This window comes from Enterococcus sp. DIV1368b (assembly GCF_050529595.1).
GTDB classification, from domain to species: domain Bacteria; phylum Bacillota; class Bacilli; order Lactobacillales; family Enterococcaceae; genus Enterococcus_B; species Enterococcus_B mundtii.
In genome coordinates this window covers 1325860-1339503 of record NZ_CP172883.1, presented here as the reverse complement: position 1 = coordinate 1339503, position 13644 = coordinate 1325860, and the positions used below count along the sequence as shown (strand labels likewise).

Sequence of the window (13644 nt, the reverse complement as noted above, 5' to 3'; positions counted from 1 at the left end):
TTCCAGATGGTTCTTCTATGACACTTTGACAAATTATTGAGCTGTCTCGATTTCTCCTAGAGCTGCTTGTGCAAGAAGATTCAAGTAGTTCCAAGGACGGTCAAAATGAGGTTGGAAGAAGAAGTCAGAAAGAGCTAAGTCTTCTACAGTCATTTTATTTTGAACCGCTAATGACATCGTATTAGCAGATTGAGTGATGTCGTATTTAGACATGAATTGTGCACCTACGATACGATTTGTTCCTTTTTCATATACTAGTTCCATCATGACTTTTTCAGTCGTTGGCATGAATTCTGGACGATAGTTATCTTCGAATAGTGTTGCTTGGACATCCAAGTTATTCATTGGGGCACTTTCTGTTGTCACACCTGTTGAACCGATTGTCCAACCGAATAAGTACAAACCAGAAGTTCCTTGTGTTCCACGGTAAGCCATTTTTTGCTCTGTTAAATTGTTTCCTACTAACAATCCTTGACGGACCGCATTTGTTGCTAAAGGAATGTAGTTTTGCGTACCACTTGGGTTATAATTGACAACTGCTGAATCGCCCGCTGCAAAAATATCTGGATTGCTTGTTTGCATGTACTCATTTACTTTGATTGCGCCATTTGGCAATGTTTCTACTTTACCTTCTACTAATTTTGTATTTGGTCTGAAACCAACACACAAAATAACCATATCCGCATCAAATGTTTGGCTAGCTGTAGTTACTTGTTTTACTTTACCATTCTCATCTGGAATGAACTCAGAAACGTTTTCACCTAAAGCTAAAGTAACTCCACGATCAACCAATTCTTTTTCTAACACATCCGTAAATGGTTTATCAAGATATTTGTTCAAGATACGATCTAAACCATCGATCAATGTCACTTCTTTGCCAGACTCGACAAACGCTTCGACTAATTCGATCCCAATATAACCACCACCAACGATCACTACTTTCTTCGCTTCTTCTGCTTTAGCAATGATTTCGTTTGCTTGGTTATAGTTTTTACATAAAAGAATATTTTCAGATTCGATCCCTTTGATTGGCGGGATGATTGGCCATGAACCAGTAGTCATTACTAATTTGTCATAAGAAACTGTTTCAGTTTCGCCAGTTTTTAAATCTTTCGCTGTGACTTGTTTGTTTTCTGTGTCAACATCAGTGACATCATGTTCCATTTTCACTTTCGCACCTAACGAAGCTAACTCTTCAGGGTTTGAATAGAACAAGCCTGCTGGGTCTTTCACGACGCCTCCAACATACAATGCGATCCCACAAGATAAAAATGAAACATTGTCGTTACGTTCATAAACTGTAACATCTGCTTCTGGGTTGTTTTTTAAGATGCTTTTTACTGCTGCTGTTCCTGCATGGGTACAGCCGATTACTACTACTTTCATGTGTGTCCCTCCGATAAACGATTTGTCCTTTGACAATTTTTACTATAGCAAAATTAAAACGTATCCAACAGTTTTATGCTTGTGAATTCACAAGGTCTTACTTATCATATTTTGCGCATTTTCGATTTGAAACACTGATAAATAAACGTTCTTTTTGTGAATTTTTAAACTAACACCTCTACGCTTGTGAATGAATACGAAATCGCATAAAAAATTGCATAAATATTTTCACCTTTCTTAAAATTGTTAGTGTGTTTTCCTCTTAGTTTCACAGGAGTAGGTATTCCATGTTTTTCTACACGTCACAAATGAAAGACAAAAAAAACATCAACAAAGTCATTTGACCTTATCGATGTTTCAGATGTTCGCACGATTTATTTTTTGCAATTCGGACATAGCCCATATAATTCTAAACGATGATCATGGATTTCAAAATCAGTTAAGCGCCCCGCCGCCATTTCAATATCTTCTAGCCCAGGATAATGAAAATCGACGATCGTCTCGCAATTTTGGCAAATCACATGATAATGTCTTTGTGAACTAAAATCAAATCGGCTTGATGCATCACCATATTTCATTTCTTGAACAAACCCGATCGATGTGAACAATCGTAAATTATTGTAAACTGTAGCAACACTCATATTAGGAAAGCGATGCTCAAGCGCCTTGTAGATTTCATCTGCCGTTGGATGTGAACGATGCTCAATCAGATACTCTAAAACTGCGTATCTTTGCGGCGTAATCCGAATATTTTCTTTTTTCAGCTGCTCGATCGCCGCTTCTACTTTTTTATTTTCCATATAAACAAAACCCCACCTTATTGTTCTTTTATTATCATACTATTTTTATTTTTTTAAATCTACATATTATGGAAAGAAAAAGAAAAGAATTTTATAATTTTGCCTATTTTATACAAAAAAAGTGTAAAATAACGGATGTTTCACCATTATTTCACACTTTTTATTCAGATTTTCACGTAGACTTACATATCCTGATACAAAGGAGTAGACAAATAACGTTCTCCATTATCAGGAATAATCGCAAGAACTTTTTTTCCAGCCCCTAGTTCTTTAGCTACATTAAGCGCAGCTTCAACTGCGGCTCCTCCTGAAACACCAACTAAGATTCCTTCTTCTTGCCCCATACGGCGAGCTGTGATCATTGCTTGCTCACTAGATACTGATAAGACTTGATCATAGACATTCGTATCTAACGTATCCGGGACAAAACCTGTTCCGATACCTTGGATTTTGTGTGGCCCAGGTTCTTTGCCTTCTAAAACGGCAGATTCGGCTGGTTCAACTCCAACGATCTTAAGCGCTGGATTGATCCGTTTTAATTCGTGTCCCGCACCGGTGATTGTTCCACCAGTACCGATTCCTGCGACAAACGCATCCAACCCATTCACACCAAACGCCGCTTGGATTTCTGGCCCAGTCGTTTTTTCATGAACTAATGGATTAGCAGGGTTTTCAAATTGCAGAGGTAAGAAATAGCCATTTTCTTCCGCTAGACGTTTTGCTTCTTTGATTGAACCACTGATGCCTTCTGTCCCTGGAGTCAAAATTAGTTCTGCTCCGTAACCCTTCATCAATAAGCGACGCTCGATACTCATCGTTTCAGGCATGACAAGTTTCACATGATATCCTTTTGCTACACCGACCATCGCTAAACCAATACCAGTGTTTCCTGAAGTAGGTTCAATGATTGTATCACCCGGTTTCAATAGCCCATCATGTTCTGCTTTTTCAATCATATTCAAGGCAATACGGTCTTTCACGCTTCCACCTGGATTGAAGAATTCCAACTTAACAAAAACATCCGCAGCTCCTTCTGGAACCATTTTATTTAATCGAACGATAGGTGTTTTACCGATCAATTCTGTGATCGATTGATAAATCTGTGTCATGTTTTTTCCCCCTTCATTTGCTTCTCTATTAATCATAATACAAAAAAGGTACTTCTGCGAGTGATTCTTACTGGAGAAGTAAAAAAAAGAGACACATCTTTTGATATGCCTCTTTTTTAAGTTGATATAAAGTTAGACATTGATTTCTTGTCCAACCAATAATGAATAATTTGACATCGTCATGCCATTTTTTGCCATCAGATCATCGACGGACATACCGAATTTTTGAGCAATATCCCAAAGTGTATCGCCAGAGACGACAGTATAAGTTTGGTTACTACTTGTCGTAGTCGTTGTAGAGGTTGTCGTACTAGTCGTTGTGGTACTTGTCGTACTAGTTGTTGTTGAACCAGTTGATGGTGTATCAAAGCGAGTCAGATTATATGTGCTGATCAATTCATTTAATTTGTATGCGTAATTAGGATCTGTTGCATAACGTCCAGTTAAATAAGCTGTTGCATCATAGTAGCTGGTAGTATTACTTTTCCATACACCTGAATAATGATAATCGCCTGTCGAAAAACTAGTAGAACGTAAAACATTCGCATGATCTTGGAATGACTCCCAATAAGATGAATAGCGACGGAAAGGTTCGTTCATCGTTACCCATTGACCATTCAAATATTCTTGCGTATTCATATATACCACAGATTGACCTGCGCTACCTTTGACTCCAAATAAGTTGTAATATGGTGCACTTGATAATCCAGATGTACCATACGCACTTTCAAGTAATGCTTGTGCAATCATGACAGACGCATATAAATCATTGCTTGCTGCAACTTCAGAAGCAGCCCATCCGATTTGATTGATAAATGCTTGCGGATCGGCAGAAGATGCGACATCTAACTCATCCGCACGTACAGTTTGTGGTGTTGCTGTGACCAACATTGGCCCAACTAATAGGCTTGTCCCCACTAAAGGTGCAATGGCTTTTTTTTTGATGGTCATTTTCCTTTTGGGCCTATGGTGTCGAGCGCTACGGGTTCTCAGCTCTTGCATTCAAATTCCTCCTCAAATGAAACAGTAAATAAAACTTCCTCTTAAACGAAACTTAATCATTTAAATTATACGTTTTATTTTATTGAAACTCAAACGAATCTTCAATCATTTACTTTTTGTAATCTTCACGTAATCAAAAAGTAACACAAAAGTAACGACAATTATCCCTTTTTACTAATTTGTACCTAAAAAAATAGAAAATTGGAGGCTTGGAAAAAATCTCCAAGCACTCCAATCGAACTGCTTTCAGTATTTGTCTATAATTGATTGAAGACGTTGACTACATTATCTACTGTAAAACCAAATTCTTCAAGTATTTTGTTTCCAGGAGCAGATGCGCCAAAGTGATCAATTGTGATCGTTTGACCTTCGATACCCACATAACGTTCCCAACCGAATGGTGAAGCTGCTTCAATCGCAACACGCTTCGTCACTGCTTTTGGCAAGACGCTTTCTTGATATTCCGCGGATTGTTGTTCAAATAAATCAAAACTTGGCATAGAAACCACTGAAACATCTTTTCCTTGTTCCGCCAATACTTTTTGCGCTTTAACAGCTAGATCCACTTCTGAACCTGTCGCGATCAAGATTCCTTCTGGTTGTTCCCCTTTAGCTGGAGACAAGACATAGGCACCTTTTTTAACCATATCATCCGCCACTTCTTTCGTTGTTGGAAGAACTGGTAGATTTTGACGACTCAAGACTAAGATCGTTGGTGTATCTGTAGATTCCATCGCTACTTTCCATGCCGCACGAGTTTCGTTCCCGTCCGCCGGACGTAAGACATGGACACCTGGCATACTTCTAACCGAAGCCAATTGTTCCACTGGCTCATGCGTCGGGCCATCTTCACCAACTGCCACAGAGTCATGGGTCAAGACATAAATGACTGGCGTGTTTTGGATCGCTGCTAAACGCACAGCTGGTCGCAAGTAATCCACAAAGACAAAGAATGTTCCCCCATAGATCCGGGTACCGCCATGCAATTGGATCCCGTTCATCGCTGATGCCATCGCAAACTCACGAACACCAAACCAAATGTTGCGGCCTTCATAGTGTTCAGGCGTGAAGTCTTTGTCTGCTGTGACCATCGTATTGTTTGAACCGGATAGATCGGCAGAACCACCCCAGAAACTTGGGATCGCTTTTGATAATTCTTGGATGACTTCTTTACTTGAAACACGACTCGCTTGGCTTTCACCTTCGTCGTATGTTGGAAGCTCTGCATCCCAATTCTCAGGTAATTTCCCAGCAAAAGCATCTTCGAATTGTTGCGCTAATTCTGGATATGCTGCTTTGTATGCTGCGAACATCTCACGCCAAGCATTTTCAGCTTTTTCGCCTTCTTCAACCATCGTTTGACGGAAGCGTTCCGCCACTTCTTCTGGTACGGTAAAGTCAGGGTATTCCCAACCATAGATCTCTTTGGCTTTTTGAATGCCTTCTAAGCCAAGTGGTGCGCCGTGGACCGCAGAAGTTCCTTGGTTTGGTGCACCAAATCCGATGACCGTTTTCACTTCGATCAATGTCGGTTTGTCTGTTTCGGCTTTCGCTTCTTCAATTGCTTTTGAGATGGCTTCTAAATCATTGCCGTCTTTGACCAAGAGATGTTGCCAACCGTAAGCTTCATAGCGTGCGCCAACATTTTCAGTGAAGGCTTTTGAGGTTGGTCCGTCTAAAGAAATATCGTTTGAATCGTATAAAACGATCAATTTCCCTAATTTCATATGACCAGCCATCGAACTTGCTTCTTGAGACACGCCTTCCATCAAGTCGCCATCGCCACATAACGCATACGTATAATGATCAACGACGTTGAATTGATCTTTGTTATAGGTCGCAGCTAGATGCGCTTCTGCCATTGCCATCCCCACAGCCATCGCGATCCCTTGACCTAAAGGACCAGTCGTTGCTTCGACGCCGTCCGTATGGTTGACCTCAGGGTGTCCCGGTGTTTTTGAATCCCATTGACGGAATTGTTTCAAGTCATCAATCGTCACTTGGTACCCTGCTAAGTGTAACAAGCTGTACAACATCGCTGAACCATGTCCCGCAGATAAGACAAAACGGTCACGGTCTGCCCAGTTTTTAGAAGTTTTCGGATTCACTTTCAAGTGTTTCGTCCAAAGGGCATAAGCCATTGGCGCGGCACCCATTGGTAACCCCGGATGTCCTGAATTTGCTTTTTGTACTGCATCGACACTCAATGTACGGATCGTATTCACACCAAGCTGATCAATTTTATCAAACAATGTAACCCCTCCTGTAATTTAGGTTTTTTTTACCTATATTTCTACTTCTAATTTTATAGTATCTCCTCTAAAAAAGCAACGACTTTTAGTTTTTTTTACTAAAACTTGCTATTTCGGTCGTGGAGGCCTTTTTTCTTCTGGATTTCTTTCAATTTTTCTGGTGTGACATCATTTCCATCGGGATCAACAACTTTCATCCCTTCAATATGATGTCTCATGCCAGAACGAAAGGCTGTCAGATATGCTTCTCGTAATTCCTTTTGCTCTTTGACTTCAGCTGGTGTCAATCCTTCTGCTTTTTTCTTTTTAGCTAACTGATTGATACGTTCGATTTTTTCAGGCGATAACACAACTATTCCTCCTCGCTTTTGCTTCTCCTACATCTTATATAAAAAATGAAAAAAAAACAACTACATCAATAGTCTTTAATGCGAACATTTGTTTGAAATCAAGTATTTTCTATGGTACTATTTAGTTATCAAGTGAAAGAAGGTGTACCTTGTGGCCCGACAAACTGAAACAAGACAAATCGAAGTCTTACGATATATTCACGAACAAGTGACCCAAAAAGGCTATCCACCGACTGTCCGTGAGATCGGAGAAGCTGTTCAGCTTTCTTCAACATCGACAGTCCATGGTCATCTTGCCCGATTAGAGAAAAAAGGCTTTATTCAAAGAGACCCTACGAAACCACGTGCCATCGAATTGACGCAACAAGGATTATCAAAAATCGGGATTCGCCCAACAACGATCCCTGTTCTCGGAGTTGTTACTGCCGGAGAGCCGATACTAGCTGTTGAGGAAGCCTCTGACTTCTTTCCAGTACCACCAAACCTTTCATCAGAAGAAGGTAGTCTGTTCATGTTGACGATCCGAGGAGAAAGTATGATCAATGCTGGTATATTGGATGGCGATAATGTCATTGTCCGCAAACAAGAAACTGCACAAAATGGTGATATCGTTATTGCGATGACTGCAGAAGACGAAGCAACTTGCAAACGGTTCTATAAAGAAAGAGATCATTTCCGTTTGCAACCCGAGAATGATTTACTGGAACCGATCATTTTAGATGAGGTGTCGATCTTAGGTCGAGTCGTTGGTCTGTACCGTAGTCATATTTATTGATAAGAAAAGAAAATTCAGTTATTTATTTACGAGCTTGAGATCATGATCTCAAGCTCGTCTTTTCCTCTTTTAGCAGATATCTTTGTTCTTTTTGAACTTCCCTCTTTACAAACCGAACAAAAGTTCGTATACTAATGATACGAACTTTTGTTCGCATTCTATAAAGAGGTGAAAATCATGAAATCAATGAGACGTTTTGGTTTAGTATTGATCGTTTTGTTTTTAGGTATTATTATTGGTAATTTTGGTCTACGTACAGCGCTGTTGGTTTTTGTTCCTTTGTTTACATTGTGGTTTATGTTGTGGGATGAAAAAAAATACCGTCAATCACAACGTCGTCACTCCCATGAAGACTCCTTCTATCACGAAACCTATTACAGCTCCAGGCACTCGTAAAAGTAAATAAGATCGCTTCTATGAAAAATCCGTCCAAGCAAACGATGATCGCTCGTTTGCTTTTTTTAACGACAAACTGACTACCTACCCTTGCACTCATTTGTTCCATCAATAAATTGAGGCTACTCATCCAACGAACCCCCCTTCCGCAAACGGTTCATCCGTTTGTGGAAGGGGGGTTCTATTCAATATTTTATTTGATTAATACTCCATCAAAGTAATCATGTCGTAGCCTTCGATTTTGTCACGACCATGCAAGTCCATCAACTCGATCAAAAAGGCACAACCAACAACAACTCCGCCAAGTTCTTCGATCAATTCGATTGTTGCTTTGATCGTTCCACCTGTTGCTAATAAGTCATCACAGATCAAGACTCTTTGTCCTGGTTGAATTGCATCTTTGTGCAGCGTCAAGGTATCTGTACCGTATTCAAGTCCGTAAGTGACTTCGATCGTTTCACGAGGTAATTTTCCTTTCTTACGAACAGGAGCAAAGCCCACACCTAATTCATAAGCTACTGGACAACCTACGATAAATCCGCGCGCTTCTGGTCCAACGACCATATCGATACGTTTTTCCTTCGCATAATCAACGATTTGCTTCGTTGCTTCACGATAAGCATCTCCATCAGCCATCAATGGCGAGATATCTCTAAATATAATTCCTTTTGACGGATAGTCAGGAATACTAGCAATATAATTTTTTAAATCCACTTTATTGTTTCCTCCTAGGTTGTTAACCATTTTTTTATTGTGGGAATGTCACTTAATAGTAAGAATTCCTCTGATTTGATTTTTTTCAATCGCTTCTGATAGCGGTCACTTGCAGTCAAAGGATGACTCGCCGGATCTGCGACTTTCTCCAAAACACCATTGTTTATTGTAACAAACTTCAACTCAAAAAACACCTGTATCATAAAAATTAATAATTTTTGTGGGATTTTTAAATAGTTGGCCATTGCACCTAATTTATGTCGGATATCGATCCGTTCTTGCGCATGGATCAATTTGAAGAGTCGTGCATATTGTTCTCTTGTTCCTACACCGTTCAAGTATGCTTCATCAACAGAAATACCTAAGAAGTAAACTCGACTAAATGCCCCAAAAGATAAGATCTCTTTCAAGTCGGTCAGATCCGTTGGACAATCGATCACTACTAATGCTTTTGGGTCATTTTCCTGAATCCATGATTGAATCATTTCTTTATCTGTCCCAAGAATGATGTGTTTTTGTATCGACTCATTTAGTTCTTTGATCGATGCTTCATTAAACGCTAAATAGAACGGACTTTCGATTTCATTTGCTAATGTTCGGTAACGTTTCGCCCGCCAATCAAATACTTGCAATCCTTCTACTGCAAAGTCAGAAACCATCAGCTGCGGTTTTTTACGCCCATTCCATTCATTGATCGATAATTGTCCGACAATATCAAGTGAATCATCTACAAATTCGTTTTCTTGTGGACCAAAACCAAACGCGACAGCATCTAATTGACTATCATCATCCACTAAAGAAAGCTTCAAGTGCTGTTGGTTCGAACCGATTCGTTTTACATTTTGGACAGCAACCTGTTTGAATAAGAAGTTAGGTACAGGATTATCTGTTCCGAATGGTGCCAGTAATTTCAATGTAGCGATTTGTTCGACCGTTACATCCTTTGGGGAGACGATTTCATCGATCGCCAACACAGGACCTTTGGACAAGTCAATTTTCTTTTCTTCTATATAGGCATTCATCCGGTCTTGTAACTGAGGGATATTCTCCGTTGGCATTGTTAATCCGACTGCTGCGTGATGGCCACCAAAAAATGTAAACAATTCACGCATCTCATTCAGCATATCGAAAAGATTCAACGCTTCGATACTTCGACCTGATCCTTTTGCAATGGTCTGGTCTTTGATGCCTAGAACGATTGTTGGTTTGCCTGTTTGGTTCATGATTTTTCCAGCGACGATCCCTAGTACACCTTCATGCCAGCCTGGATGTACTAACAAATGGATCTGGTTCTCGTCATTGATCATCGCCAATGCTTCTGAGGTGATTTGCTCAACGATCGCTTTACGTTCTTCATTGACCGTTTGTAACTGCTCGGCTAATGTCTGAGCTTGACTTTCGTCGAATGTGGCTAGTAATTCAACCGCTGGATTAGGGTCTCCCATCCGGCCGATGGCATTCAAGCGCGGGGCAATCGAAAAACCGATCATCGTTTCATCCGCTTCATTCGCACGTACACTACTTTTCGCAAACAGTGCCTGTAAGCCTACTCGCTCGGTATGACGAATTGCCTCTAAACCTAACGCCACTAGCGTCCGATTCTCATCGGTCATAGAGACAAGGTCAGCGATTGTTCCAATTGCGACTAAATCTAAAAATTCTGCTGGTGGTTCTTCCAACAAAGCGGTCGCTACTTTAAATGCGACACCGACACCCGCTAATTCTCCAAAAGGATAATTGCCTTGTGGATGGCGGGGATGGATGATTGCATAAGCCGCCGGTAATTCACTAGGCAACTCATGATGATCTGTCACGATCACATCTACTCCCTGCTGTTGTGCATAAGCAATTGCTTCATGTCCTGCTACACCATTATCGACAGTCACGATCAATTGGGTACCTGCAGCTATTTTCTCTTGATAAACGGTTAGATTAGGTCCATACCCATGTTCAAATCGATTAGGTAAAAAGACTTCAACTTGAGCACCTAGCAACTCTAACGTTTCTTTCATGACGGTCGCACTGGTGATACCATCTGCATCGTAATCTCCATAAACTAAGATCTGCTCGCCATTGATCACCGCTTCTTGGATACGGCTGATTGCCTTGTCCATGTCAAACATCAAATAAGGATCATAGAGTTTTTGTTCTTTTGGATGTAAAAACTGATGGATACTTTCTTCCTCTCGGTATCCTCTTTGCCACAGTAATTGCCCGATCAAAGGAGACAATTGCTGCTGTTTGATTATTTGGATAAAAGATTCAGAAGGTGTTGTTTCATTGACCTTCCAATCAAAATTTGCTCGTCTCACATGCTCACCCCTAACTTAGTCATTATAGCAAACGTCTTCTCTAAAAAAAAGAATTTCAGAAGAATAGATTCTGACAAATCCAACTAAAAGAAACCAAAGTAGACAAAACAGATTCGTTTGCCCACTTTGGTTGCCTGCTAGAAATTGGATAAAACATCCTCTAATAATTTCTGAAATAATGATTTCTATCACTTTCTTCTATTTGCTTTTAGAAAATCAACAGTGATCCTTGATCAATCAAAGTAATTGACACTTTGCTTTGGTGTTTGAGAAGGTGATTCAGAAGGTGTTTGCATTTGTTCGATCTGTATTTGCTTTGCTTGTAATTCTGCTTGATAGGCCGCTTCAAGTTCCGCACGTTCATTACGAAATTGTCTTTGTTGTTCTTCTGTCGCCTCTTCGATTTTCTTTTGGATATCTGCTTGGTTCTCTGCTAATTCTTTTGTTAGTTGTTTCAATTGTTTCTTCTGTTGCCACAGTGTCGTAAAGGCTGTTAAAAATACAATCAATGCACCAATCAATGCTGAACCAATGATCACTAGAATCAATGGCGCATTAAAAGAAGCAAATCCAAAGCTTACAGGAACATTTTGATTGTTCAACACAGCGAACACGACAATGACAAGTACAAGTAAAAAACCAACGATCACACTACCTTGCTTTTTCATTTACTTCACCTACTTTTTATTAAAAATTCCACCTGCAAAATAATCCCCAATGGTTGGGAAAAGTGCATAAAATTTAGACGCGATTTCTAGCAATACCGGCTGATTGATCTCACGTTTAGGGTGTTTCATCGCTCGCACGATCGTTTGTGCTAATTTAGTTGAATCCAAAACTAAGTGACCGACTTTTTCCAAATAACTACCACTTGGATCAGCCTTATCAAAAAATTCCGTTTCGATTGGTCCAGGATTCACCGTCGTGACCGCAACACCTAGTGGTTTCAACTCTAAACGTAACGCATTGGAAAAGCCCAGAACAGCAAATTTAGTAGCAGAATAAATCGTAGATTTAGCTGTCGCCATTTTTCCTGCCATGGATGCCACATTGATGATATGTCCTTGACGTCTTTCTGCCATATCGATCGCAAATTTTTGTGTCAATACCATCATCCCCAAGACATTGACCTCGAACATATCGTAGGCTTTTCCTAAGTCAAAGGATAAGAAATCCTCAAAGATACCAAATCCAGCATTATTGACTAAGATATCGACACGTCCGACCTCAGTTATCACCTTGTCGTACAATTCATCTACACTGTCAGGATTACTAACATCTAGTTGAAACGCATATGCTGGTTTTCCGCTTAATTCTTGACAAACCGCCTTCACTTCGCCGATTTGTTGGATTCTTCTCGCACATGTGACAACGATTGCCCCTTGTTTTGCTGCTTCATAACAGATCTGTTCACCTAAACCACCAGAGCCACCAGTGACTAAAACGACTTTATTTTCTAAATTCAACTTTTTTCCTCCTCTTGAAACGGAACGTCCACAACCTCAAAATCTTTCATGACTTTTGTATTTGGAAAGATTTCTTGTGCTTCTTGTTCAAGTTCTTGTGTTGCTTTTCCTAGATATCTCGCACTGATATGGGTCAGTAATAATCTTTGGACATTTGCTTCTTTCGCCACTTCTGCGGCTTGATGAGTCGTCGAATGGAAATAGTTATGGGCCATTCTTGCCTCGTTTTTATTGAACGTACTTTCATGCACCAAGACATCTGCATTTTTTGCTAATATAACAGAATTGGTCGTTTTTCGAGTGTCTCCTAAAATGGTCACGATTCGGCCTTTTTTATCTGGACCGACAAAATCACGTCCATTGATGAGCTGTCCGTTATCTAATTGGACCGTCTCCCCTTTTTTTAGTTTTCCATAAATGGGGCCAGCTGGAATATTCAGTTCTTTAAGCTTATCCACTTGTAATTCGCCTTTGTGATCATGCTCAACGATCCGATATCCGTAGCTATCGATACCATGGCTTAATTTTTTTGCATACACAGAAAAGTGTGCGTCTTCAAAAATAGCTTGATCTTCTGATAAATCAATAAAAACAAGGGGATAACCTAGTTTTGTTTGAGAAATCGTCAGCGCATTGCGTACAAATGCTTCCGTTCCTTTAGGGCCATAGATTTCTAATGGTGTTTCGCCACCCTGAAAAGAGCGACTACTGATTAAACCTGGCAAACCAAAAATATGATCCCCATGAAGATGAGTGATAAATATTTTTTCTATTTTTCTTGGACGGATATTTGTTCGTAGAATCTGCATTTGCGTGCCTTCCCCACAATCAAACAACCAAACCTCATTTCGCTCGTCCAAAAGTTTCAATGCGATACTTGAGACATTTCGATGTTTAGCAGGAACCCCTGCGCCTGTACCTAAAAATTCTAGTTCCATAATTTACCTAACTTTCTATTCATTCTTATTAATTCTAGGGTAAAATCAGTCGACAATCAACTGAAATTCGCAGGATAATTTTTTAGAAGACTGTCCCTATAAATGAAAAGAGTGAATAAGTACCACTATTCTTACATCCATTCT

At 40.0% G+C, this 13644-nt stretch carries 13 protein-coding genes; 2 read left to right on the top strand and 11 right to left on the bottom strand.

The annotated features are described in order from the left end of the window. Window positions 1-33: 33 nt before the first annotated feature. From IGJ19_RS06365 to IGJ19_RS06340, 6 genes are all read right to left on the bottom strand, one after another. A complete protein-coding gene (locus IGJ19_RS06365; RefSeq protein WP_010735565.1) occupies window positions 34-1386 on the bottom strand; it encodes an NADH oxidase in 1353 nt (450 codons plus the stop codon). Window positions 1387-1760: 374 nt separating this feature from the next. Continuing rightward, a complete protein-coding gene (locus IGJ19_RS06360) occupies window positions 1761-2186 on the bottom strand; it encodes a Fur family transcriptional regulator (RefSeq protein ID WP_019724202.1) in 426 nt (141 codons plus the stop codon). Between the two features lie 182 nt (window positions 2187-2368). After that, on the bottom strand, window positions 2369-3295 hold the full coding sequence (cysK, locus tag IGJ19_RS06355; protein WP_071867954.1) for a cysteine synthase A: 927 nt from the start codon (window positions 3293-3295) through the stop codon (window positions 2369-2371). Between the two features lie 132 nt (window positions 3296-3427). Beyond that, window positions 3428-4297: a glucosaminidase domain-containing protein gene (locus tag IGJ19_RS06350; RefSeq protein WP_430604498.1), complete on the bottom strand. Its 870-nt coding sequence runs from the start codon at window positions 4295-4297 to the stop codon at window positions 3428-3430. Between the two features lie 257 nt (window positions 4298-4554). After that, the gene (tkt, locus tag IGJ19_RS06345) at window positions 4555-6549 is read right to left on the bottom strand and encodes a transketolase (RefSeq protein WP_142433487.1); all 1995 of its coding nucleotides are present in this window, start codon (window positions 6547-6549) and stop codon (window positions 4555-4557) included. A gap of 98 nt (window positions 6550-6647) precedes the next feature. Next, window positions 6648-6899, bottom strand: coding sequence for a DUF896 family protein (locus tag IGJ19_RS06340; RefSeq protein WP_071867806.1), 252 nt, complete (start codon window positions 6897-6899; stop codon window positions 6648-6650). Window positions 6900-7050: 151 nt separating this feature from the next. On the opposite strand from IGJ19_RS06340, the gene lexA reads away from it, so the two are divergent. Together lexA and IGJ19_RS06330 are read left to right on the top strand one after the other, a co-directional pair. Continuing rightward, window positions 7051-7674, top strand: coding sequence for a transcriptional repressor LexA (lexA, locus tag IGJ19_RS06335; RefSeq protein ID WP_010735571.1), 624 nt, complete (start codon window positions 7051-7053; stop codon window positions 7672-7674). A 177-nt stretch (window positions 7675-7851) separates the two neighbouring features. After that, window positions 7852-8070, top strand: coding sequence for a hypothetical protein (locus IGJ19_RS06330; protein WP_430604497.1), 219 nt, complete (start codon window positions 7852-7854; stop codon window positions 8068-8070). Window positions 8071-8271: 201 nt separating this feature from the next. On the opposite strand, the gene IGJ19_RS06325 is transcribed toward IGJ19_RS06330, so the two are convergent. The 5 genes from IGJ19_RS06325 to rnz all read right to left on the bottom strand — a co-directional run bounded on the left by IGJ19_RS06325 (window position 8272) and on the right by rnz (window position 13500). Beyond that, window positions 8272-8784, bottom strand: a complete 513-nt coding sequence (locus tag IGJ19_RS06325) for an adenine phosphoribosyltransferase (RefSeq protein ID WP_010735573.1) — start codon at window positions 8782-8784, stop codon at window positions 8272-8274. A gap of 14 nt (window positions 8785-8798) precedes the next feature. After that, complete coding sequence (gene recJ, locus IGJ19_RS06320; protein WP_430604496.1) at window positions 8799-11096, bottom strand: single-stranded-DNA-specific exonuclease RecJ; 2298 nt, start codon at window positions 11094-11096, stop codon at window positions 8799-8801. A 233-nt stretch (window positions 11097-11329) separates the two neighbouring features. Then, window positions 11330-11764: a LapA family protein gene (locus IGJ19_RS06315; RefSeq protein WP_023519574.1), complete on the bottom strand. Its 435-nt coding sequence runs from the start codon at window positions 11762-11764 to the stop codon at window positions 11330-11332. A 9-nt stretch (window positions 11765-11773) separates the two neighbouring features. Beyond that, window positions 11774-12562: an SDR family NAD(P)-dependent oxidoreductase gene (locus IGJ19_RS06310; protein ID WP_430604495.1), complete on the bottom strand. Its 789-nt coding sequence runs from the start codon at window positions 12560-12562 to the stop codon at window positions 11774-11776. Continuing rightward, complete coding sequence (rnz, locus tag IGJ19_RS06305; protein WP_071867809.1) at window positions 12559-13500, bottom strand: ribonuclease Z; 942 nt, start codon at window positions 13498-13500, stop codon at window positions 12559-12561. Before rnz ends, IGJ19_RS06310 begins: the two co-directional genes overlap by 4 nt. Window positions 13501-13644 lie beyond the last annotated feature (144 nt).

What these genes read in the sequence shown, in the direction of transcription:
- IGJ19_RS06330 (WP_430604497.1), top strand. Translation starts at nt 7,852, where the DNA reads ATGAAATCAATGAGACGTTTTGGTTTAGTATTGATCGTTTTGTTTTTA.
- IGJ19_RS06315 (WP_023519574.1), bottom strand. Translation starts at nt 11,764, where the DNA reads ATGAAAAAGCAAGGTAGTGTGATCGTTGGTTTTTTACTTGTACTTGTC.
- cysK (WP_071867954.1), bottom strand. Translation starts at nt 3,295, where the DNA reads ATGACACAGATTTATCAATCGATCACAGAATTGATCGGTAAAACACCT.
- IGJ19_RS06360 (WP_019724202.1), bottom strand. Translation starts at nt 2,186, where the DNA reads ATGGAAAATAAAAAAGTAGAAGCGGCGATCGAGCAGCTGAAAAAAGAA.
- rnz (WP_071867809.1), bottom strand. Translation starts at nt 13,500, where the DNA reads ATGGAACTAGAATTTTTAGGTACAGGCGCAGGGGTTCCTGCTAAACAT.
- IGJ19_RS06365 (WP_010735565.1), bottom strand. Translation starts at nt 1,386, where the DNA reads ATGAAAGTAGTAGTAATCGGCTGTACCCATGCAGGAACAGCAGCAGTA.
- IGJ19_RS06350 (WP_430604498.1), bottom strand. Translation starts at nt 4,297, where the DNA reads ATGCAAGAGCTGAGAACCCGTAGCGCTCGACACCATAGGCCCAAAAGG.